Here is a 24,493-nt window from a genome sequence, read left to right as displayed (position 1 = left end):
TTATATTTGTGCTATTTTTATAAATATACTGTACTATTTTAATATTATATATCAATTTTGTCAAAAGCTTTCTTCTAATGAAAACTTAATATTTTAATAAACAAAAATTAATTGCATTAACAAGTGGTTATTGATATGATTAACAAGAAATATTACCCAGCTGATGACTTATTTTACCGGATTTATTTATAAAATAATTAGTAATTACTAAGAAGTTTATAGATTTCTGTCTTAGATTTTATCAGATGGGTATGAATAAAGGGTAAGGAGAGAGAGAAAATGTCGTTGATTGTCAAAAACATAACAAAGAAATATGGTGACAAACTGGTCGTGGAGGATTTAAGCTTTTCCATCGAAAGACCCGGAGTATATGCCCTCCTAGGCACCAATGGTGCCGGTAAAACAACCTCATTGCGTATACTTCTGGGAATGCTGTCAAAAGACGGAGGAGAAATACTCTGGAAAGGAAACCATCTCGATACGGTCAATGCCAATGTGGGATATCTGGCAGAGGAGAGAGGACTGTATCCGAAATATTCCCTGTTAGATCAGTTGTTATACTTTGCAAAATTAAGAAATGTTCCAAAGAAAACTGCCTTAAGCAGAATCGAATACTGGTCAGACAGACTGTCTGTGGCAGAGTATATATTCCCGCCCAAGGTAAAGGGAAAGAAGAATTCCAAAGCTAATAAAGCAGACCAGCTATCCAAAGGTAACCAGCAGAAGATTCAGTTAATGGCGGCGCTTATATCAGATCCGGAGCTGATTATATTAGATGAACCTTTAAGCGGCCTGGACCCCGTAAATACGGAATTATTCAAGGGAATTATCAGAGAAGAAATCGCAAAAGATAAGTTCCTCATCATGTCCAGTCATCAGATGCCGGTTATTGAAGAATTCTGTTCGGATATAACTATCTTAAACCGAGGTAAGGCAGTACTTCAGGGTAACCTGAATACCATAAAGAAAAGCTATGGCAGGGTTAATCTCTTTGTTAAGAGTGACGTTGAGATTGCCTCTTATATTGAAAGCTTCGGAATACAGATAACAAATAAAACACCGGGAGAGTACCAGCTTAAGGTACTGGGTGAGGAGCAGGCCATGGCTTTCTTAACCAAACTGATTGAGGATAAGATTCCTATTGTTAAGTTTGAACTTAGGGAGCCTTCACTCCATGAAATATTCATAGAAAAGGTGGGAGATGTTCATGAAGAAAAGTAGTGTAAGCGGTTGGAGGGATGTGTTTTCTTTTACCCTTAGAGAGACCTTAAAGAACAAGGCTTACCAGATTTCCTTTCTGATCATGGCGCTGTTAGCGTTGGTATCTATGCCTTTAGTTCAGTATTTAACAGGTAATATAGCTACGGACAGCGAGGAGATCAGCGCTGTAAAAAAAGTATATATACACAACCTTTCCACGGTTATGGAACCGGATTTTACTTCTTTAAAAGAGGAGCCGGCGTACAGAAATGTGGAATTTGTAAACCTTACAGAAGACTATGATACTGTTGCTCAGCGGATACAGGAAATAGAAGATACCTCTGTTTTACTTACGATAGCTGAAGCAAACGGAGGCTATCAATTAAATTTTGAGAAAGCCGCCAAAGGACCTGTAAAGGATGGAGCAATGTCAGCTTTTGCTGATAAAGTATACACAGCTTTTGATAAATACCGCCTGAGCCAGGCAGGGATTACTGAGGAGCAGAATAATATCCTCCATACCAGAACCGAAGGAAAAACCCTGAGAATGGATGCTAACGGCAATTTTACAGAAGAGAAGAACAGTGCGATTTCCATGAATGAATACTGGTTTATCTATGGAATTCTCTTCTTTCTAATGATGGTAACTATAATGGCAAGCTCCCAGGTGGCTTCTTCCGTAGTAACAGAGAAAGCAAACCGGGTTGTTGAATATCTGCTGATATCTGTCAGGCCACTTGCACTTATGGTGGGAAAAGTACTGGCAATGCTTTCAGCTGTGTTAATACAGATAACATCACTTTTGATAGTGGTGTTTGTTTCTAATCGTATATCTGCTGCTCTGGCAGGAGATACCCAGGCTGGGGTCATGAACCAGCTGGTCCCGGCAAATATTTTTGAAAACCTGAACATTATCAACCTTATATTAGGTTTAATACTCATTGCCCTTGGACTGATCTTCTATGCAGTACTGGCTGGTCTTGCAGGAGCCACTGTCAGCAAGATGGAAGAACTTAACGAAGGAATGACCATGTTAACGCTTACTTCAATGGTAGGTGTTTATATTGGAATTATAGCAGCTAATATGCTAATGGGCAGCGGAACCAATGGTTTCGTAACCTTTGCGTTTCTGTTCCCTCTCTCTTCACCCTTTATCCTGCCTGGTGCCATACTCATTGGAAAAGCCAATTATATTATCGCCGGAGGAGCTATTCTTCTGCTCATAATACTGAATATATTGATGTTTAAATTCGTGGCTGGTATATATGAGACACTGATTCTTCATAACGGAAACAGAATAAAGCCAACAGATTTATTTAAAGTGGGTAAGGGAGGTATAAAGGCATGAAATTTAATTTAAGAGGCTTCAAGGCAGTTTTTGGCTTCTCCTTTAAACAGTCTGCAGATACCGTAAGTTTTAAGTTAACAACTGTATTAGTAGCGATACTGCTTGCAGGAGCACTTATCCTGGTAAATATATTCGGTGCAAGATCGGCTAAGCCGGAAGAGAATACTGCTGCGCCTGCACCGGTCGTTGGAGAGATAACAGATTCATCCCAGCCCCTGTCAGCTGTGCTTACGGAAAATATCATAGTATTAGATGAGAGCGGACTTGGTCCCATTGATTTTGCAAAGCTGCTTAATGGCAATGCAGCTTTTGGAGCTGTGAAATTCAGCAGCTATGAAGGTTCAGATATCATAGAAGCAGCAAAATCTTCTAATGTTACTGACAAAACACTTCTCCTTCATATAACAAAAAAAGACGGGAATTATTTAATGGAAACAATATTGCCTCCTGAGAGTCTTATAACCGGCAGTGAAGCTGACTCAATTCTAAATCAGCTGATACAGGCCTTTGAGGCGTTTAAAATGGATAAAGCAGGTTTGGCGGAAAATCAGGTAAGCCTGATTAAACAGCCGGGTGGTTATACCGTTTCCAGCTTGGGAGAAGATGAAGATATAGCAAATATGGTTGTCAAAATGCTTGCACCTATGGCTTTCAGCTTTATGTTGTATTTCATGCTGATTTTCTACGGACAGCAGATCAGCAAATCAGTATCCGGTGAGAAGACATCTAAATTGGTTGAGACCTTGCTGGTATCGGTAAGACCGGAAGCGCTGATAGCTGGTAAAGTACTGGCAGTGGCAACCCAGGGAGTACTGCAGTTTACGATCTGGATTGCTGCCTTGATCGGAGGACTTTACGGCGGTAACTTTATAGCCGGAAGTATGTATCCTGGTTATACGAATCCGGTTATTACCTTTATAGACCTGTTAAAGGATACCATTGGACAGTCCGCATTGTCCCTTCCGGCAGTAATAATTTCAATCCTCTTCTTTTTCTTTGGATTTTTATTTTACAGCTTACTGGCAGCCCTTGCAGGAAGTATGGTGTCAAAACCGGAGGATGCGGCTTCTACTCAGGGAATAATAATGCTTCCAATTTTAGTTAGTTTTATGTTAAGTTATTTTGTACCACTCAGCGGAAACGAAAGCTTTACTGCAGTAGCCAGGTATATTCCCTTTACAGCACCTTTTATCGTACCTGTGGATTTGCTGACAGGTTTGGTAAGTATACCTCATGGATTGCTGTTACTGGCAGTTATGATTCTGTTTACAGCAATAATGGTAAATCTGTCTGCAAGAATTTTTAAAGGACTTATCTTATATAACGGACAGAAGATAACTCTAAGAACTATTAAAGGGGTAATAAGCGGGAAGCAGTAAGAAAAATTGAGAAGTTGTTTTGCAGAATATAATTATCAAAAGGCAGCTCACTTGTAGATAATAAGTTGGTACACAAAATTGTTCTTCTATATTGTAATTTATGAACTGGGTTTCCTAATAACATTCATATGGGTGTAAATCTTATGTAAATTTACTTAAGATTTACACCCATATTTTCTACTAAATTATACATTCATACATAGTTAAATATAACTTTTTGTCTCTTTGTACACCTGAGCTACATAGTAATAAAAAATATGTAAAAAAATGTTGACTATTACAATAGTACATGTTACTATTTGGATAGTAGTATATTCATTTTTATGGTTTGGTGTAATACTTTAAATGTAGTAGACCCCCCCCCAAGCAGTCAATACATATAATTTTATTAATAATTTATTATCTTTTGAATTATTTTTAGACAATAATATATATGTTTAATCAGAATTTATAACTCTTATGTGTGGGTAAAGGTAACGTCTTTTTGGAATAAAAAAATAAAGAATTTGGGGGTTTTTTATTATGAAAAAATCAAAAATCTTAGCTATTGCTTCGATAGTGACTATGCTGACTTTATTTCTAACAGTAACACCATTAGCAGCTACATCCTCAGGTACATTTGCTGGAGCTAACTATATTTTTAGCTGTGGACTAACGACAGCATCATCATCTGTAAGTGCACCGACCGCCTTTACAGGGGGAACATCAGTTAGTTTAACAACACTATGGTGTACACCAAGTAACGTTACTGATACTAAAACTTCAAGTAATAGTAATTATAATTCAACAATGGCAACTGCTAGTTCTTCTTCCTGCTCAACTAGTACTACTGCACCTGATGCTACACATACGCGGGCAGCTGCATCAGATTCTTCCCATTATGCAGGGGTAAATGGTTATTCCCAAACTGCTGCTTTACATAATCAATAATATCCTATAAGGAGTTACCAAACCCACCAACTACGAATGAGGATGAGGAAAATAATGAAGAATCACAAGAAAATTGCTATAATCATTGTTATTTTATCACTAGTATTGTTACTATCAGCATTCTTCTTTATAAAATTGTTCTATAACAAATCAACCAATTACACTAGTAATGATAAGGATTTAAAAACTGAAGAAAATGTTTTGTCGATTCTTGTGCCTAGTTATACTTTTCAAGGAACGAATGAAAAAATCTTTGAGGATGCAGCTAATGAAATACTATCATCAAAAGGTATGGATTTTGTTGTTGATTACATTACAGTAGGAAAAGCCACGGATTATTGTAAAGCATTAACAGATTATATAAAGAGCGGTAAAAATGTTGATTTATTTTATAGTGGAAATACAACAGATCGTGGATATCCCGATGGAATTACGAACAGTCATATGCAGGCATACCAGAATGGATTTATTCTGCCGTTCGAGGATTATATCGATACTGAAGAGGGGAAAATTATCTTTAATCTATTTAGTGATACCTATTGGAATTCACTTCGTATTAATGGGAAAATTAATGGTATATTGGCTATAGGAAATGGTATATCAACTACAGGTGGAATATTTGTTAAGCATGGACTTATGAATGACAAAATAGCAAAGACAGACACAGAGTATAATATGGAACAATGTATTGATTTATTATCGGATCTAAAAGGTATTGGTAACAAGTATCCCTTAAGTTTGAGCGATGATTTAGCATCGAGGATCGAATTTTTAGGTTACACATTTTTGGATGCGGCCATCGCTGTGGATGAAGAGCGAGGAGCATTTAATGTATTCGAAGATCCCGTTTTTCTTAATTCAATTCACCAAGCAGCTCAATTAGTAAAGGAAGGGTATATTAACCCAGATATTACAGCACCTTATGAAGAAAAGCCTGTACAGGTACTTGGATCAATATTTGATGGAATTACAACAATTTCAGGTTATGATTTGTACCGCACAACCAGTCCCATTGTCCCATCAATGAGTACAGCACTATGTATTTCATCAACATCTAAGTATCCGGACAAAGCAATAGAACTTATTGCTCTTGCACTTACAGATCTAAAATTAGCAGATGCACTAGTGTATGGGAAGGAAGGTGTGGATTTTGAGAGAACAGAAGATGGAAGAGTAGTCGAAACATCTGCTCATTCATTCAACTTTTTACTTCCATGGTATACTGGACTGTATTACTTCTGTTCACCAGCATTTGATGACCCATCAGACAAAAAGCAAATCTATATGGATCACATCAGTAAAGCAGTTACGTCATCATTGACCGGGTTCACTTTTGATACGCGGGGATGGGAAGATAAAATATATAATATTAATACGATTATAAAAAATGCTTTAGTAAGTCATATAATTACAAAAGATAGTGAATACGATCAATCGACAGGATTATTGATAGGATTGGATAGTAACTGGGAATCAACAATTAATAAGATTGTAATGGAATTGAAAAATAAAGGAATTGATGATTTAGTACAGGAAGTCAACCGTCAATTAGCAGAATGGAAAAGCAAATATCAAAGAAATTAACAGATTAAACTGTGGGAAGTAGCAGACAGGTCTGTGAGAAAGACAAGGTGATCAGAATAATCGTCGAATTCTCTAATCTTAATAAAAGTTATGGAAAGCAGCAAGCTCTAACAAACTTTCATACTATATTAACTCCGGGTATTTATGCTCTTTTAGGACCAAATGGAGCAGGTAAGACAACATTGCTGAATATTCTTGTTGATAATATAAAACCCGATAATGGTGAAATATTATGTGATGGACAAAATATTATTTTTATGGGAGAAAAATGGCGTAAAAAACTTGGTTTTATGCCACAACAACAGCAAGTTTATCAGAATATGACATCTGAAAGATTTATGTTCTATATGGCTGCCTTGAAAGGTTTAAAACGAAAAGAGGCAGAAAAACAAATTGATGAGTTGTTTGCTTTGGTTAACTTAAAGGCTTTCAAAAGGTACAAGCTAGGTGCATTATCTGGTGGTATGAAACAGCGTGTTCTAATTGCACAGGCATTATTGGGTAGTCCTGAAATTCTTATTTTAGACGAACCTACTGCAGGGTTGGATCCAAAAGAGCGCGTTCGTATGAGAAAATTAATTTCATCCGTAAGCAACGGTAAGATTATTCTTATTGCAACACATGTGGTATCAGATGTCGAAACAATTGCTGATGAGATATTGTTTCTTCATAATGGAGAGTTGCTTGCAAAAGGATCAATGACTGTACTTGTTGATGAATTTTTAAAAAAAGGTATTATTTCAGAACAAAAAAAAGGTCTTGAGGACTTATATATGGCATTATTCGGGGAGGAGTGGGAATGAATGTCTTTGTGGCCGAGTTAAGACGGGTTTTAACCAGAGGTAATATTATTTTTATGATGTTATTAATGGTTGCAGGTATTATATTATGTTTCTTTAGTGAACAACATAGGTTTACCGACGACAAGGGCTATACTTTATTTTTACCTGACAGTTATAAAATGCTAAAGTCTCAAGTAGCTAAAGAGCCTGATATTATAGCTTACTATAAGAGTCAGTTGGACCATTTAAAAAATAACCTGATTAATAGTGATAATAATATCAAGGTTAGCTTTACAGATAGCCGCTACGAGGAATATAGGTTATTCAATTACGTATATAATGAAGCAGAAAGTATATTGAATTATAAAGAATATTTGTCTGACATTCAGAAAACAGCAAATAGATTATCAGAAATTTCGATTTTTTCCAATAGTGCTTCCTTCTATAACAGGAATATTTTAAAAACTGCAAAGGATTATGAAAAATTATCCGATATATCTCCGACTGTTGACGAAAATGCTGGTATTATTTCTATAATGAAATCACCGCAGTGGGATTTGCTTATCTTTTTCGGACTCTTTTTTCTATGTATAAAACTTGTGGTAAGTGAAAAAGCTCATTTTATAATTATATGTTCTACTGTAAATGGACGAAAGGTATTAATGCAGTCAAAGGTTCATGTTGCAGTAATTTTTTGTGTTATTATAATATCATTACAGTCTGTTGTACAAATAATTTTTTCTAATTATTATTATGGTTTAGGAGATCTCACTCGTCCAATACAATCCGTTTATATAACGTCACCATATAAAATCAACGTTTTGCAATCTCTTGTTATTATTTACGTTGTTAAATTGGCAATTTACACACTCATTACATTTATTATTTTGCTGGTTTGTGAATACTCAAAGGGACAGTTGGAAGCAATTTTATATACAGCTGTGATTCTAGCAATATGTTTAGTGCTATATAATATTATTTCTCCATTTTCAGCACTCAATTTCTTTAAATATATAAATCCCTTATTTTTTTTACAACCATCAGTATATATAGCTACCTATATAAATCTAAACATTTTTGGTTATCCTGTAAACTTTGTTTATGTAGCATTGATTTGCTGGATGATAGCACTGTGTATACTATTTCGATTTATTACTTTATATCAGTTTAAATTAGTCTACTATAACAGCTGTAAAAAACATGCATTAACAAGCGGAAGGATAGTATCATTATTTCGCCACGAATTATGGAGATTAATGGTTATGAATAAAATATTGATTGTAATGTTAGTTGTCTTTTTAATGCAACTATTTAAACTATATATATATCCTATTAATATAACACCGGATGAGGTAGCATACCGACTTACTGTGGAAGAGGCTGTAAAACAATCAAATCAGTTTGAATGGGCATTACAAGAACGCAATCTTAGGCTTGCAGGAGGAAAGGAAAATGATATCGCAGCGATAAATAAAGTGATAGATAGGTTGGAAAGTTTACCATCTAAGGGGAGTCTACTATATGAAACAGGCTATAACGAATTATTTGCTGACAATTCGCATGCAAATGATACCACAAATTCATTTGTTGCTATTCTTCTTATCATAATCTCAGCATTATATATACGCGAATGGGATATGAGATTTCTAATAGAAGCGACCAGCAAGGGAAGAAGAGTAATATTTGTAAATAAGGTATTGGTAGGATTAATTGTCAGTATCTTTGTATTTTTAATAGCATATCTGCCTGATTTTATTAGAATAAGCAGGGTATACGGACTGCCACTATTAAACGCCCAGGCACAATCATTAACTCTTTTTTCAAGTGTTGAAACATTTACATTATGGGGGATATTGGCGTACATATATTTTGTGAAATTTCTTGTAATTATATTTATCTGTTTGTTTGTCTTATCATTTCATACCAGTAAAAATATAATAAATTACTCCATATCATTATTTGTTGTGTTTCTTGTACCGTTATTATTATTTATAATAGGTTTAAGGATTACGAGATATTATCCTGTTAACTTTTTCCTTTTGTCATCTGTTTTATCGAGCCATTTTCATGGTTTGCATTTTATATTGCCTCTTCTAATAATTGATATCCTTGTCTTTTATATAGGGTATTATCTTTCTGGAGGAATAAGAAAGTACTCTGTTCTTCGACTTTTTAGTAAGTTCGAAAAAGGAGGTAATAATGCGTGATTATAATTATACTTTTTGAGAATTACAATTATTCTTAAACGGGAAAGCTGTTAATAGAGAGAATTAATTTGCCATTAGGGAAGGATTTAGATATGAAAAAACGAAATAAAAAAATAATGGTTACTCTTTCAATTATAGTTCTTTTTTTAATTGCATCAACACTCTCTTATTTTTGGTACGCTCCTAAGAATTATTCTAATGTAACTTCATATACAAATTACTTTGGGGGCTACTCTCAATACGGTCTGTTAAGGAGAGGCGGCGAAAATGGTGTGTTGTACTTTTGTGATTTTGAAAGCTCAAATGAGGTTGTTTTCTGCACAAAACCTCAATGTCAACATAAAGATAATTCTTGCTTTGCCTATTCATTAGTTCATGAAACTGAGGCTCAAAATATAACTCTTTATGAAAAAAAATTATATTACACTACATATAAATATGATTTCAACACGGACTATAAATGGTCTATAACACTGCACGAATCTTCGACTGACGGAGCTACGTCAAAGGTGTTGGCAACTTTTAAAGGTTATGACTCTTGTGATTCATTGGTGCTCACTAAAGGTTATACATTTCTTTCCTTACGAAAATATGATGATACGCAGGAGGCAATAAATTCTGAAAGCGAACGTTATTCAACGAAGCTGTATGCCCAAGTCAATATTAAAAGTGGTAAAATATGGTATTTTCCTGAAAAGCAAGGATATCATGTATTGATTGATTTTATCGGTGTTGAGCAAAATAAACTTTATTATGTATATAGTTATAGTACAACAGCTATGACAGTTGGTGATCTTACGGATATAGAGGCACGAGAAGATTTGCAAAAAAAATCTAAAGATGCTTTGAGAGTGACTCTTTTGGAGGTTAACATAGAGACACATACGGAGGATTTGTTTTTAGATGAGTATACAGAGATGACCTTTGATTATTATGATAATATACAATTTGCAATTTCAAAAGGTAGGATTAATGCAATGCCTTATCAGTTTAATATGGCTAATGGAAAATATAATACTATGCTTTCATCTTATGATATTAATACAAAAGCTCTTTTACAAGAAAAAAATTTTGATAACGAAAGTTATGGTAATTTAAGTTTAGCACGCTATAATGCGATTATTTATTTCCCACAGTATAATAATAGCGGAAATAAGGTATTGTCTTTAAGTGTATATGATCCAATAAGCAACAAAATGATAGAGATAGATGAGCTAAAAGACTTTAGCATTTTCCCTTATGGTTGTATAGGTGATAAAATAATATTAATCATTCCTGATTCAGGACAAACATTGGAGAATTTAGGATGGATTAAATATACTGATTATTTAGAAGATAATCCAGCTGAAGTGCATTACTTTAAGAAAAACAGTAAATAGTTTAAATATCATATCATGTATGGCTTATCTTCACTGTCAACCTTCAAACAGTATTAAACGAATGTTTGCTAAGCCATACTATAGATATGAGAATGTTTATTCCAATTGCTATTATGGTATAATAATAAGAGTTCAATAAGATTTATATGTAGTTTTGCTATTCCCATGGCAGAGTAAGCTGATCATAGACCTCTTTTTCCGTATAAGTATGAAGGTATTCAAAAAGTCTGTCGTTTCCGGTTACAATCCCGTTCTTACGGCAGACGGTATAAAAAATCTCCATCAGTTCTTTGTTGTTATCACTGGATAGCTCATAAGCGTAGCCATACTTCTTCTGATACTTTTCCTTCAGTCCTGGAAAATGTTCCTCCAGCTTCTCATAAAAATATTCCCGGCTTCCTTCTCTCAGGGTAAGACCCATTCCAAAGCATATAATTCCATAAACCTTTGCCTCAATGCAATAATCAAGAATTCCCATAAGATTCTCTTTGGTGTCATTGATAAAAGGGAGAATAGGATCCAGCCATACTACCGTTGGGATACCGTTATCCCGTAGTATCTTTAATACTTCAAAACGTTCTTTGGTCGTACTGACATAGGGCTCCAGGAGGCGGCACAGAGCTTCATCATAGGTAGTAAGAGTTATCTGTACCACGCATTTTGCCTTACGGTTAATAGAGGTCAGCAGATCCAGATCCCGTAATATCAAATTAGATTTCGTCTGGATTGCCAGTCCAAAGCCATAGTGGTCAATAGCCTCCAGGCATTTTCTGGTATACTTTAATTCTTTCTCCAGAGGAATATAAGAATCTGTCATTGCTCCGGTTCCAATCATTGCTTTCTTTCGTTTATTGGATAAGGCTTTTAGAAGCATAAGAGGTGCATTCTTTTTTACTTCGATATCAGTAAAGGCATGCTCCATTTTGTAACAAGTGCTGCGGCTGTCACAATAAATGCAGCCATGAGTGCAGCCTCTGTATATGTTCATTCCATTTTGGGGAGAAAGTATCGATTTATATTCTTTAAAATGCATTGAGGGGACCGCTGCCTTTCTGATAAATGATATTTATTATAACAGGTTTAATGTGACAGCAGTGTGTCAGGTTATCAGCAGAGCAGGCATATTAACTTACTTATATTAAGCCGGTTTACAAACTTAGAGGTATAAGTTGTGCTTAAAACTTTACTTTCGGTATAAAATATAATATAATACAGATATAATTTTTAAATTATCAGATATATAAGATATTTTAAGATTTAGATTAAGAGTTTTAATTAAATTATCGAACATTTATTCACATACCATGTTTACAGTAACAGGATAAGTCAATAATAGGATTGTAATGCTACAGCCCTTGAGAAAATAAAGCGTATAGAAAGGAAGGGATTACAATGAAACTGATTTATGTAATAGTACGGAATGTAGACAGCACGAGGGTAACAGACGGATTAAACAGCAAAGGTTTTTATGTTACGAAACTTGCTTCAACGGGAGGTTTCTTAAGAGAAGGTAATACTACCTTACTGATTGGTACTGAGGAAGAGAAAGTGGATGAGGTAATAGAACTGGTGAAAAAAGAATGCGGACCCAGACAGCAGATTATTTCCAATCCCGTAGGATCTGCAGAGTTTTATTCTACCCAGGTTATGGTTAATGTTGGCGGAGCTATTATTTTCGTAACCGATGTTGATAGATTTGAAAGAATATAAGGAAAAGTCATAAAAAAATATTGCCTGATATGATAAAATTTAGTACAATTGGTGTGTTGTGGATAGGCATTATCCAAAGGAAAGGCACGTTAGGATGAGTATAGCAGACAACAAAGCAGATGACTACATAGATTACCATGAAATAATAGAGTGTATTACTGGAGCTATGGATGCCAAGGACAAATACACTGCGAATCATTCCTGGAGAGTAAGTGAGCTGGCTAAGAAAATCTGTGAAATCATTGGACTGAGTAATAGTGATACCAATGAAATTCATATAGCAGCGCATCTTCATGATATCGGTAAGATTGGCATAGCGGATGCTATCCTCAATAAAGAGGGGCCGTTAACACCAGAAGAATGGGAAGTCATTAAGACGCACTCACGAATTGGATATGATATTTTAAATAAGTCAAAACGAATGAAGCAAATCAGCGGAATCGTTCTTCATCATCATGAACGTTATGACGGAGGCGGTTATCCGGAGGGTATAAAAGGAAACGATATCCCCTTAGGTTCCAGAATCATTGCCATCTGTGATTCCATAGATGCCATGACAACGGAGAGGAGATACCGTTCAATATTATCACCTGAAGAGTGCTATAATGAGATTGAAAAGAACCTGGGCTTTATGTATGACCCATTTATCGGGAAGTATATTCTGGAGCATTGGGAAGAAGCAATCAAACCCTTTATCGGGTTAAACAATGAATAATAGTTCAGCAATATATATTTACAATTACATAATGGCAGTACAACGACTGCTCTACTCTGTAAGGGGGGATTCATCTGACACCATGGTGCAATGAATCCCCCTGTGTTCTACTGCTGTGGAGAATACAATCTGGGTACTGGTACGGCCGAATTTCTGAATCTGACCGATGAAAGAATCAAGCTCCATGGTACTGGGAAATGCAACTTTTATAAGCATGGCATAATGTCCGGTTACGCAGTTACACTCAATCACGTTGGGACAGGATTTTATGAAGGGATAGAATTCAACCTTTTGAATGGGTTCAACCTCCAGGTTGATAAAAGCTGTTATATGGTAACCAAGCTTAAGCCAGTTAACCTCTGCATGATATCCTTTGATAATTCCGTCCTTCTCCAATTTTGCAATTCTGGCAGCAACGGCAGGAGATGATAAGAAGACCTGGTCTGCTATCACTTTAAGGGGTGTTCTTGCGTTTTTTTGTAAGATTTCCAGTATATGTTCGTCTACATGATCCATATGTATACCTGCTTTCATTAAAGTTATTCCTTACATTTCTTAATATTATAAAATAAAGAGACCTTCAATGCAAGAAAGAATCCGTTCAAACATTATAATATTAAGAAAAATTAAGAAGTTGCGCAAAACGACAATAAACTACATTATTAAATTTACAAATACGTCCTAAGAAGAATCGAAATAAATCAGACCAAAATCATTATTTTATTTTGTCATTACCTTAAATAATTTTTATAAATTCGAAAGTCATTTACCCCTATTTACGGTTATCGAAAAAGGTGATATTCTCATTTGCATGAACTATTTGGAAAAAAGTATAAAAGTCTGTGTAATTTGCCGGAAGAGATATTAGACCGGGAATCAACCAGATGGAAAATAGAGAATGACATTATGAAAGGGAAGGTTGACAGAATTATGAGAATAGAAGCCGATTCAATGGGGAGTATGGCTATACCAAAAGATGCTTATTACGGAGTTCAGAGTTTAAGAGGAAGAAATAACTTTATAATGACAGGCAGACCTCTTAATCCATTGTTCATAGCAAATCTGGTAAAGATAAAGAAAGCTGCGGCATTAACGAATTATGAAGCGGGGCTTCTACCGGAAGAAAAGGCAGGAAGTATTATAAAAGCCTGCGAAGAAATCATAAAGGGGAGTTTCAGGGATCAATTTATTGTAGATGCCATACAAGGCGGAGCCGGAACCTCTGCCAACATGAATGCCAATGAGGTTATAGCCAATCGTGCAATCGAACTTCTGGGAGGTATAAAAGGCAATTATTCCATAATACATCCAAATGACCATGTTAATATGGCACAATCCACCAATGATGTTATACCAAGTGCCGGTAAGATGACCGTACTGGAACTTTTAGTAAAAGCTATGGCAGAACTTAAGAAATTAAGCGAAGCCTTATCAAATAAAGCAGAAGAATACGATCATGTTCTTAAAATGGGCAGGACCCAGTTACAGGATGCAGTACCAATGCGTCTGGGTCAGACCTTTCAAGCTTTCTCCACTGCAATTAACCGTGATATAGTAAGGCTGAAATTAGCAGGGGAAGAGATGCTGACTCTTAATCTTGGCGGAACTGCAATCGGAAGCGGTCTCAATGCCAGTCCATATTATTACTCAAATATCATCCCAAATTTAAACAGGCTATTTACTCACAATTATAAACAGGCAGCAGATATGTTTGATGCAACCCAGAATCTTGATGGATTTGTACAGGTATCAGGCTGTTTGAAATCCTGTGCCGTTAATCTGTCTAAAATCAGCAATGACTTAAGGCTGTTATCCTCCGGTCCCAGAACCGGCTTTGGTGAGATCAATCTGCCGGCGCTGCAGAATGGCTCTTCCATCATGCCAGGTAAAGTAAATCCGGTAATACCAGAGGTCGTAAATCAGGCAGCCTTTCAGATAATAGGGAACGATGCGGCTGTAACCTGGGCAGCCGGCAGTGGTCAGCTGGAATTAAATGCCTTTGAACCGGTGGTATTTTATAATCTGTTTGAATCCCTGGAGCTTCTGCGTCAGGCAGCATTTACCCTTACAAATCTGTGTATAACGGGAATAACTGCAAATGAGAAACACTGCAAAGCATTGTTAGATAACAGTGTGTCCGTAGCCACCGCACTCTGTCCGGTAACAGGCTATGAAGAAGCTGCAAGAATTGCAAAAACTGCCTTGAAGAAAGGCGTATCAGTGAAAGACATTGTAAGGGAAGAAGGAGTATTATCAGAAAAAGAAATAGAAAAGATCTTTGATTTATTTCCAATGACCTTAAACCCTCAAATCAAATATGAAAACAAGGAAATTTCTCTTTCATATTGAAGAATACCATAACCTGTGATACATTTATAAGGAAGCGAAAGCATAAATTGAGCCAAGGATTCGATTTAAAGGATTCGATTTAATATGAAGCCCTAAAATAGAATACAGGAATGGAGACAGATATGGCAAACAGAGAGCGTATCATAAATGAATTTGTAAAGCTGGTATCCATCGATTCCCCGTCTTTTGGAGAACGGGAAATGGCGGATGTATTATTGAAAGAACTGTCAGACTTGGGTTTTGCTGTAACAGAAGATGAAGCAGGAAAAGTATACGGCGGAAATGCGGGTAATCTCTACGGATATTTACCGGGTGAAATAGACGGACCGCCCATTCTGCTATCTGCACATATGGATACAGTAGAACCTGCCTTAAATAAAAAAGCCGTTGTACACCCTGACGGAACCATAACCAGTGATGGGACCACTGTGTTGGGAGCAGACGATCTGTCCGGTGTCGTAGCTATCTTAGAAGCTGTTAGAACCGTAAAAGAGCAGAAACTGCCTCACCGCAGTATAGAAGTATTGTTCCCCATAGCAGAAGAAGTATATCTGAAAGGCTCTGATGTATTCGATTATTCAAAAATAAAAGCAAAAGAAGCCTATGTCCTGGATTTAAGCGGCGAAATAGGAACCGCAGCTTTAAAAGCACCCACTTTAGTGTCCATAGAAGCAGTCTTTACCGGAAAAGCCGCTCACGCAGGTTTTGCTCCCGAAACAGGCATACACGCCATAAAAGCAGCAGGGGAAGGAATAACTGCCATACAAATGGGTCGCATCGATACAGAAACGACCGTTAATATAGGCCTGATAGAGGGAGGACTCGCCAGAAATATCGTACCGGAAAAATGCATACTGAAAGGAGAAGTAAGAAGCCTTCGTCATGAAAAAGCCCTGGAGGAAACAGAGAAAATAAGACAGGCCTTCCAGAAAGCCGCAGACAAAGCAAAAGCCATCTTAACCTTTGAGACCACCTTCGGCTGCCTCTCCTACGAGACCTTGGAGAGCGATCCGGTAGTACAGCGTTACGAGAAAGCTTGCCAGGAACTATCCATAAAGACTAACTATATAGAAACCTTTGGCGGAAGTGATAACAATAATTTTGTACGCAACAACATTACCGGTATCGTAATGGCCTGCGGAATGAACAGTGTCCACTCTACCAAAGAATACACACATATCGATGACCTGGATCGCTGCACAGAAATAGTGATAAAATTGATAACCTCAGCTAAATGAAGAAATTATAATGGACATAAATATATATAAAAGTGCCAGAGAAAGCCGGAATTAAAGATTCCGGCTTTTTTAGAAGGCAGTTTTTCACAAGGGGACGGCTAATTACACAAAGCAGAAAAAACTCATGCTTCGATTTCAAGGCATAAGAAGTCCTAATTTCTCTGAATATTTTGTGCTTGACATATGATAAAACAGATAACTCGCTTCGCTCAAACAATCTGTTTTATCATATAGCACAAAATATTCAGAGAAAAGGACTTCTGTTATGTAGTGACTTTTGTCAAGTGTAAATTTTGAAGAAATCACTTTTGGGTTTTCCAATGTCTGAGAGCATATGGAAAAAGCCTTAGACGTAACAGCTTCCGGCTTTGACCACTCTGTTATACGTGGATTGGTTACCACAGGTCAATGGTCCGCCGTGAGTTCTACTGTCTAATGGCGTGAATCAAAGTATTTTATTACAATGTCACATAGAAGTCCCGTAGATAACTCGAACCATAAATGTTTTCTAAAGCTTCTTCCATATGTCCTCAGTCGTTGGTTGGGCAGATGGAAAGCTGACATAGTCTGCCTTACATCTGCTTAACTACCCTGCATGTTATCCGGCGGCTCCTGTCAAGGTCTCTTGCCGCTTTAGCGGTGCGAAGCAGCCTTGACCGGAGTTGCCAGATAACATATCTCTTTTTATGCCATGTGATCTGTCATCAGACCCCATATGAAACAAGCCAATTCTCTAGCGACTGCTGTTGCTGCTACATTTCGATTCGTGTTATTTTTTAATGTCATCCTGTAAAACTTCCTTCGGAGTCTTTCGTTCGCTTTATCTGCATAGGCTATTACTTGTGCAGAATTTCCCTTCTGTCTTCTCTTTAGATCTAACGACTTATGTCCGATGGCACCTCTTGTATAACTTTGTGCCGATTCTACTAAAAGCTTTCTGATATGAGAATTTCCAGCTTTGGTAATACCTATTCGTTTCTGCTTTTCTCCACTGGAATCTTCCCCGGGTACAAGTCCCAGGTAGGCAGCATATTTTTCTGCTTTGGCGAATCGCACAAAATCGCCTGTCTCAACTACAACAGATAATGCCGTATGTGTTTTTACACCTATAAAACAACGAAGCTTCTTCACTTTTTCCTGATACCTCTCACCGCAAGCCAGTTCCTCTATTCTTTGGTCAAACCTTGCAATTTTATCGGTAAGATATTCGTAGGTAATAAAATATTCCTCCAGACTTTCTTGTATAAGGCCACCCAGATTTAAAGATTTTAACCAATCTATATGCTTAAGGGTCCAGTAGTTTTTACCCTCTGTAAAATGAAACCCTTGCCGGAGAACCAACGCCAGAATCTGTTGTTTTACGATTTTTAATGCTTTCTTGTTATCGTCACGCATACGGAGATATTCCTTTACCGCTTCGTCCTCTTCCGTTGGTATATGCACCGCACTATAGGTGTGAAATGCGAGGCATCTGGCTATATTACCTGCATCCTTTTTATCTGTTTTAACCCGGTTTGTATTAGTTATTCCCATGGTTGTCGGTGCTAGTATGATACATTTAACACCATGGTCTGTCAGCTGATGATATAACGTATAGCCAAGACATCCTGCTTCATATCCACAAACAAAGGTTACATCGTCTGTAAAACGAGCCCTTACCTGCTCCAGATATTTTAGAACCTGCCTATAATCAGGAGCTATCTTTTGGTGGTACTGAAGTTTATCCTCCTCAAATCTGTAGCAGCAAAGGTTGTAACTTTCCTTATGGACATCCATTCCGATATAAACTATACTATTCATTGTAGTGGCCTCCTTTTGTATGCGGTAATTCCTATCACCATTATTCTTAGCAAGTAATAGTATATAGGTAAATCCACGATGGTGCAAATGTGTGGTCACTACATATTGTCTAATGCCTTCCCATAGGCGCATTCGTTCTTTCTGCTTTGTGTAATTAGCCTGAACTTGTATAGAAACAAGATTTTTAATTTCAAATCTAAATTGCAAATGAAATAAGAAATATAAACCGAAGCAAATATGATTTAGCAGTAACCCCTAATTCTTAATTTTGGGCATTATTAAAACAATCTATAATAAATTTCAATCCAACCTTATTAACTAAATCCTTCACAATGAACAGATAAGGCTAGCCAAGCAAGTAACCAGATGATTAGGGGGGCTGCTTGGCAGGGTTGCCTTGAGAGGTTCCTTATGACACTTAAATGCCAGTGAATATTCCTAGGTAAGCCAGTGCCACTGTCTGAGCGCAATAAACCTACACTCCCACAACATAACAGCGAGTTTGGCACAGGCTTACCTGTCAGGAATAGTCACTGGCATTTTAGTGGAATAAGGGTTCTCGAAGAAAAGCCTGCCAAACAGCCCCCTAATCATCGTCCACAGCCACAACCTCCCGTTTGACATCCCAAAAACCCCCGTTTGATATTCCCCTACCCCTATTGACTTTTGTCTCCAAAAATGTTACCGTGTCCATTGATTGACTAAAATAAGCATAAAGTGTAACACAGTTAACCTGTGTATAACTTCCATGTAAACATGGATAGCTGGAACAGGATGGATGAAAGATGAATGAATTAAATAGCAATCAGGAAAAACGAACCTTCTACAAATTAGTATTTTCTCTGGTTTTTCCTATGGCATTACAGAACCTTATTAATGTAGGAGTGACCTCCACAGATGTAATCATGTTGGGAAAAGTAGGAGAAACTTCTCTGTCAGGAGCTTCCCTTGCTGGGCAAGTGCAGTTTATAATGACTCTCATATTTTTTGGATTAACGTCAGGAGCTGCTGTACTGACAGCCCAATATTGGGGCAAGAAGGATACCAATACCATAGAAAAGGTTATGGCCATTACAATGCGCTTTTCTATTTGTATCGGTTTAATATTCACAGCAGCAGTACTTATATTTCCAACACAGATAATGCATATTTTCTCCTCTGAACAGGGTGTTATTGAAGAAGGAGCAAAATACCTTAAGATAGTAGCTTTTTCCTATGTAATGGTTTCATTCACCATGATATACCTCAATATCATGAGGAGTGTGGAGCGGGTAATTATCTCCACCATAGTTTATCTGGTTTCGTTTATTGTAAACTTTGTTTTTAACTCTATTTTAATTTTTGGTCTCTTTGGGTTTGAACCCATGGGTATCCGTGGTGCTGCTATTGGTACTTTAATAGCCAGAATTTCAGAAGTACTGCTGGTTAGCTTTTATGCCTTTAAGATTAATAAGACTATAAATTTCCGCTTTAAGAATCTGATGGTTAGAGATAAACTGTTAAGCAGAGACTTTTTACAATATTCCATACCGGTCATGTTAAATGAGCTTCTATGGGGAGCTGGTGTAGCTGCCTCGGCTGCCATTATCGGACATCTGGGACAATCTGTGGTAGCGGCTAATTCTGTAACACAGGTAACCAGGCAGTTTGCGACGGTTGTAACCTTTGGTGTATCCAATGCTACGGCAATAATTCTGGGGAAAGCAATTGGTGAAGGTAAAGAAGAACTAGCAAAGCTGTATGCGAAGAGGATGGTCCGGATAACGATTTGTCTGGGCTTTATCGGAAGCGTTATAATACTTATAGCCGGTAGCACGGTAGGAAATTATTTGAATTTAAGTGTACAAGCTCAGTCCTATCTCAAATTTATGATGTTTGTCATGTCCTATTTTGTTATTGGACAGGCCCTAAACACAACTCTGATAGTAGGGGTATTCCGGGCAGGAGGAGATACAAGATTCGGTCTGATATTGGATGCATCGACCTTGTGGGGAGTAGCAATATTATTTGGTGCACTGGCTGCATTTGTCTTTGAGCTGCCCATAATTGTTGTATATATGATTCTCATGAGTGATGAAATTATTAAGATACCGTTATCCCTCTGGAGATACCGATCTATGAAATGGGTCAGAAACGTAACCAGATAAAGAGGCTGGATTATAAATAAGTATTTATTATACAGGATTTCTAAAGAAGAAAAGGTGCAGCATAAGCTGCACCTTTTTAAGAGTCATTAACAGACAGAGGACTTATGAAGTCTCTGATTTAGAAACACTGATACGTTACAATGTTATTAAGACTGATTCGCTGATATATCCATCCAAAGCCTCTCCAGCGATAACCAATGGCTGTCTGCCTGCCTATAAAAGAAGGAAAGAACCAGTAACTGGTTCCGTTTACAAGCCAGACGTAGGTATTTCTGTCAATACAACCGCGCATACCCCGGGCTCCGTTTTTGAAATCGGGCATAGGAGGGGTAAAATCAGGCGGTGTAATCAAGGGTACAGGGGGAGGTGGTCGATAGCCTTGACCATTAGCACGCTGCATGGCTGTAAGTTTCTTCTGGCAATATGGTTTCTGCATACTGTCCTTATTCGACGGGCTGTTATATTTGTGCTCCGGCTGCAAGTACATTCCCCTTTCTGATTTATACTATAATTTATGCGAAAGAATCTTTTTGGTGTTAGCTTTCCGCTATTTCTCTAAGGTTTATTGATAAAATTTGTTTACTAAATAACAAAGAAGGAGTATAATAAATTGAGAGTGTGAATTATTTAGCAAAGTTTTTTGTCTGGAATTACCAGCATAAATACTGTTTGAAAACAGTGCCTGGTATTTTCTGCTGTTCAGGCAGAGGAATGGGGTGCAGCAGTTACTGGAAAGATTGATGATAACACAGCATGAGTAATAATCGTGTATCTGAAATAAAGGAAACTAAGCTGGCAGTAGAGGTAGTCCATTAAATGATTCAAGCTTATCCAAATTACCAATAAAGAATGTATGTACTGATTAAAAGGGTTCGTCCCGATTGAAAAGGCATTGGAATCATAATTTTAAAGAAGTATGAGATACCGTTAGGGCATTCTTTACTTCTTATATGAGAATCCTTATGTCTTTGGTCAACCGCCTGGGACGTAAGGATTTTTTAGGCTAACAAATCATAAACAGGATTAGTTGAATTATGAATCATAATTCCCAAATAGGAGGATGCCATGAAGGATTTAATAGACATCTTATTAAAGACCAGAAACCTGAAAGAGGAAGAATTTGCGGCACTGATACGAGGCATGTCTGAGGAGGATGGGCTGTATCTAAAAGAAAATGCTTTTCGAGTGAAGCAGGAATTCTACGGTAACAAGGTATTTACAAGAGGCTTGATTGAATTTACGAATTATTGTAAGAATGACTGCTATTATTGCGGCATCAGAAAGAGTAATACCAATGCAGTCAGATATCGTCTGACTTTTGAAGATATCATGTCTTGTTGTGAACAGGGTTATGAACTGGGATTTCGTACCTTTGTACTTCAGGGCGGGGAAGACTTAAGATTTACGGACGAAGATATTGAAAAAGTCTGTCTTAGTATTAAAGAAAAATACCCGGATTGTGCAATAACCTTATCTATTGGTGAGAAAAGCTATGAGTCTTATAAAAGATACAAGGAAGCCGGAGCAGACAGATACCTGCTGCGCCATGAAACTGCCGATGAGGAGCATTACGGGCTGCTGCATCCGAAGAGCCTAAAACTTGCGGAACGCAAACAATGCCTGTGGAATCTGAAGGAGCTGGGATACCAGGTAGGCACCGGTTTTATGGTGGGTTCACCTTATCAGACACCGGAATGTATCGCCAGGGATTTAACCTTTATTAAGGAACTGGAGCCGGCTATGGTTGGAATCGGTCCTTTTCTCCCACATCATGACACACCTTTTAAGGATTTTTCCAAGGGTTCTTACGAGCTGACCTTAAGACTTATTGCCATTATCAGGCTTATGATACCAAACGGTCTGATTCCGGCAACTACAGCCCTTGGTACGATTCATCCCAAAGGCAGGGAAGAAGGCATCTCCTGGGGAGCTAATGTTGTAATGCCTAATTTATCCCCGGTCAGGGTAAGAAAGCAGTATGAGCTCTATGATAATAAGATCTGTACCGGAGACGAAGCAGCAGAATGCAGAGCCTGTCTTCAGAGAAGGATGTTAACCGTCGGACATGAGATAGTAACCGCCAAAGGCGATTTTATCCCCCACACATTTGAAACAGTAGAAGGGAAGGAAGATATATGTACAATGTAATGTCAAAAAAGGCAGAAGAATTTATTGATGACGGAGAGATTAAGGACACCATAGCCTATGCACTTGAAAATAAAAGCAACAAAGAATTGATTGACAGTATTATCAAGAAGGCAGAGCTTATGCAGGGAATCAGCCACAGGGAAGCAGCCGTTTTATTGGAGTGCGACTTAGAGGAAGAGAATCAAAGAATGTATCAGCTGGCGAAGGAGATCAAGAATAAGTTCTATGGAAACCGCATTGTTATGTTTGCTCCCTTATATTTGTCTAACTACTGTGTCAACGGCTGCGTTTACTGTCCATACCACCACCAGAATAAGCATATTGCCAGAAAGAAGCTTACCCAGGAAGAGATAAGGAATGAAGTTATAGCCTTACAGGACATGGGTCATAAGCGTCTCGCGCTGGAAGCCGGAGAGGACCCGGTAAATAACCCTATTGATTATATTCTGGAATGTATCAATACCATTTATTCCATTAAACATAAGAACGGTGCTATCCGCAGGGTAAATGTCAATATAGCGGCTACTACCCATGAAGATTACCGCAAGTTAAAAGAAGCAGGAATCGGTACCTATATTCTCTTTCAGGAAACCTATAACAAAGAGAATTATGAGAAACTTCATCCCACAGGGCCTAAGCACAATTATGCATATCATACAGAAGCAATGGACAGAGCCATGGAAGCAGGAATCGATGACGTTGGTCTGGGTGTACTTTTTGGCCTTAATCTCTACCGCTATGATTTTGTTGGAATGCTGATGCATGCAGAACATCTGGAGGCAGCTCTTGGTGTTGGACCTCATACCATAAGTGTTCCGAGAATACGTCCGGCTGACGATATTGATCCGGAGGATTTCACCAATTCCATCTCCGATGATATTTTTGAGAAGATTGTAGCGGTACTTCGAATTGCCGTACCTTATACGGGAATGATCGTATCCACCAGAGAATCCAGGGAAACCAGAGAAAAGGTGCTTCAACTTGGTATCAGCCAGTTAAGCGGCGGCTCCAGGACCAGTGTGGGTGGTTATGCACAGGAAGAAGAGGAAGAGGATAATTCCAGTCAGTTTGATGTAGAGGATAAGAGAACTCTTGACCAGGTGGTAAACTGGCTGCTGGAATTAGGGTTTATTCCAAGCTTTTGTACTGCCTGTTACAGGGAAGGAAGAACCGGTGACCGTTTTATGAAGCTGGTGAAATCAGGCCAGATTGCGAATTGCTGCCAGCCCAATGCCCTTATGACCTTAAAGGAGTATCTGGAGGACTATGCCGGAGAGGATACAAAGAAAAAGGGAGAACAGCTGATTGAAAAGGAACTTGAACATGTAACCAATGAGAAAGTAAAGGCAATAGCAAAAGATTACCTGGTTCAGGTTCAGGAAGGAAAGAGAGATTTCCGATTCTAGTTCACCGGGGACGGCAAATTACACAAAGAAGGACTTCTCATGCCATGATTTCAAGGCATTAGAAGTCCTTCTTCTCTGATATTTTGTGCTTGATATATTATAAATAAAAACTTAACTTCGCTCAAACAATCCGTTTTATCATATAGCCAAAATATTCAGAGAAAAAGATAA

General features: G+C 37.6%; 19 protein-coding genes. 15 read left to right on the top strand and 4 right to left on the bottom strand.

The genetic code is table 11. The features are described 5' to 3' along the window. Positions 1 to 279: 279 nt before the first annotated feature. The 8 genes from BR73_RS0124545 (at position 280) to BR73_RS0124515 (ending at position 10,809) form a co-directional block, all read left to right on the top strand. Positions 280 to 1,221 carry an ATP-binding cassette domain-containing protein gene (locus tag BR73_RS0124545; RefSeq protein WP_033168417.1) on the top strand — a complete coding sequence of 314 codons (942 nt, stop codon included), beginning with the start codon at positions 280 to 282 and terminating at the stop codon, positions 1,219 to 1,221. Beyond that, a complete protein-coding gene (locus BR73_RS0124540; RefSeq protein WP_051685553.1) occupies positions 1,208 to 2,548 on the top strand; it encodes an ABC transporter permease in 1,341 nt (446 codons plus the stop codon). Before BR73_RS0124545 ends, BR73_RS0124540 begins: the two co-directional genes overlap by 14 nt. Further along, positions 2,545 to 3,927 carry an ABC transporter permease gene (locus BR73_RS0124535; protein ID WP_033168415.1) on the top strand — a complete coding sequence of 461 codons (1,383 nt, stop codon included), beginning with the start codon at positions 2,545 to 2,547 and terminating at the stop codon, positions 3,925 to 3,927. Before BR73_RS0124540 ends, BR73_RS0124535 begins: the two co-directional genes overlap by 4 nt. Positions 3,928 to 4,449: 522 nt before the next feature. After that, complete coding sequence (locus BR73_RS28955; RefSeq protein WP_156034937.1) at positions 4,450 to 4,857, top strand: hypothetical protein; 408 nt, start codon at positions 4,450 to 4,452, stop codon at positions 4,855 to 4,857. A 54-nt stretch (positions 4,858 to 4,911) separates the two neighbouring features. After that, the gene (locus BR73_RS0124530) at positions 4,912 to 6,441 is read left to right on the top strand and encodes a DUF3502 domain-containing protein (RefSeq protein WP_033168414.1); all 1,530 of its coding nucleotides are present in this window, start codon (positions 4,912 to 4,914) and stop codon (positions 6,439 to 6,441) included. Between the two features lie 11 nt (positions 6,442 to 6,452). Next, entirely contained in the window at positions 6,453 to 7,244 is a 792-nt protein-coding gene (locus BR73_RS0124525) for an ATP-binding cassette domain-containing protein (RefSeq protein WP_242860754.1), read from the top strand. Continuing rightward, positions 7,241 to 9,430, top strand: coding sequence for a hypothetical protein (locus BR73_RS0124520; protein ID WP_033168413.1), 2,190 nt, complete (start codon positions 7,241 to 7,243; stop codon positions 9,428 to 9,430). Before BR73_RS0124525 ends, BR73_RS0124520 begins: the two co-directional genes overlap by 4 nt. 92 nt (positions 9,431 to 9,522) lie before the next feature. Next, positions 9,523 to 10,809, top strand: a complete 1,287-nt coding sequence (locus BR73_RS0124515; RefSeq protein WP_033168412.1) for a hypothetical protein — start codon at positions 9,523 to 9,525, stop codon at positions 10,807 to 10,809. Between the two features lie 157 nt (positions 10,810 to 10,966). Here BR73_RS0124515 and BR73_RS0124510 read toward each other — a convergent pair whose 3' ends face one another. Then, positions 10,967 to 11,842 carry a radical SAM protein gene (locus BR73_RS0124510; RefSeq protein WP_033168411.1) on the bottom strand — a complete coding sequence of 292 codons (876 nt, stop codon included), beginning with the start codon at positions 11,840 to 11,842 and terminating at the stop codon, positions 10,967 to 10,969. 359 nt (positions 11,843 to 12,201) lie between these two features. On the opposite strand from BR73_RS0124510, the gene BR73_RS0124505 reads away from it, so the two are divergent. Together BR73_RS0124505 and BR73_RS0124500 are read left to right on the top strand one after the other, a co-directional pair. Beyond that, positions 12,202 to 12,519 (top strand): cyclic-di-AMP receptor, encoded by a 318-nt coding sequence (locus BR73_RS0124505; protein ID WP_033168410.1) that lies wholly within the window; start codon positions 12,202 to 12,204, stop codon positions 12,517 to 12,519. Between the two features lie 94 nt (positions 12,520 to 12,613). Continuing rightward, positions 12,614 to 13,234 (top strand): HD-GYP domain-containing protein, encoded by a 621-nt coding sequence (locus BR73_RS0124500; RefSeq protein ID WP_033168409.1) that lies wholly within the window; start codon positions 12,614 to 12,616, stop codon positions 13,232 to 13,234. Between the two features lie 51 nt (positions 13,235 to 13,285). On the opposite strand, the gene BR73_RS0124495 is transcribed toward BR73_RS0124500, so the two are convergent. Beyond that, positions 13,286 to 13,750, bottom strand: coding sequence for an Lrp/AsnC family transcriptional regulator (locus tag BR73_RS0124495; RefSeq protein WP_033168939.1), 465 nt, complete (start codon positions 13,748 to 13,750; stop codon positions 13,286 to 13,288). Between the two features lie 390 nt (positions 13,751 to 14,140). Between BR73_RS0124495 and BR73_RS0124490 the strand changes: the two genes are divergently transcribed. Both BR73_RS0124490 and BR73_RS0124485 read left to right on the top strand, forming a co-directional pair. Then, a complete protein-coding gene (locus tag BR73_RS0124490) occupies positions 14,141 to 15,583 on the top strand; it encodes an aspartate ammonia-lyase (protein ID WP_242860768.1) in 1,443 nt (480 codons plus the stop codon). 122 nt (positions 15,584 to 15,705) lie between these two features. Then, positions 15,706 to 16,821: a M20/M25/M40 family metallo-hydrolase gene (locus tag BR73_RS0124485; protein WP_033168408.1), complete on the top strand. Its 1,116-nt coding sequence runs from the start codon at positions 15,706 to 15,708 to the stop codon at positions 16,819 to 16,821. A 684-nt stretch (positions 16,822 to 17,505) separates the two neighbouring features. Here BR73_RS0124485 and BR73_RS0124480 read toward each other — a convergent pair. After that, complete coding sequence (locus tag BR73_RS0124480; RefSeq protein ID WP_033164370.1) at positions 17,506 to 18,621, bottom strand: IS110 family transposase; 1,116 nt, start codon at positions 18,619 to 18,621, stop codon at positions 17,506 to 17,508. Positions 18,622 to 19,406: 785 nt separating this feature from the next. Here BR73_RS0124480 and BR73_RS0124475 point away from each other — a divergent pair. Continuing rightward, a complete protein-coding gene (locus BR73_RS0124475; RefSeq protein WP_033168407.1) occupies positions 19,407 to 20,768 on the top strand; it encodes an MATE family efflux transporter in 1,362 nt (453 codons plus the stop codon). Positions 20,769 to 20,886: 118 nt separating this feature from the next. On the opposite strand, the gene BR73_RS0124470 is transcribed toward BR73_RS0124475, so the two are convergent. Next, on the bottom strand, positions 20,887 to 21,204 hold the full coding sequence (locus tag BR73_RS0124470; protein ID WP_156034933.1) for a transporter: 318 nt from the start codon (positions 21,202 to 21,204) through the stop codon (positions 20,887 to 20,889). A 629-nt stretch (positions 21,205 to 21,833) separates the two neighbouring features. Between BR73_RS0124470 and hydE the strand changes: the two genes are divergently transcribed. Together hydE and hydG are read left to right on the top strand one after the other, a co-directional pair. Next, positions 21,834 to 22,916 (top strand): [FeFe] hydrogenase H-cluster radical SAM maturase HydE, encoded by a 1,083-nt coding sequence (hydE, locus tag BR73_RS0124465; RefSeq protein WP_033168405.1) that lies wholly within the window; start codon positions 21,834 to 21,836, stop codon positions 22,914 to 22,916. Next, entirely contained in the window at positions 22,904 to 24,322 is a 1,419-nt protein-coding gene (gene hydG, locus BR73_RS0124460; protein WP_033168404.1) for a [FeFe] hydrogenase H-cluster radical SAM maturase HydG, read from the top strand. The genes hydE and hydG overlap by 13 nt, the downstream gene beginning before the upstream one ends. Positions 24,323 to 24,493 lie beyond the last annotated feature (171 nt).

The organism is Clostridium sp. KNHs205 (assembly GCF_000702945.1).
In the GTDB taxonomy this organism is placed as follows: Bacteria; Bacillota; Clostridia; order Lachnospirales; family Lachnospiraceae; genus Anaerocolumna.
The sequence above is the reverse complement of the archived record's forward strand: the minus strand, read 5'-3'. Positions and strand labels throughout refer to the sequence as shown.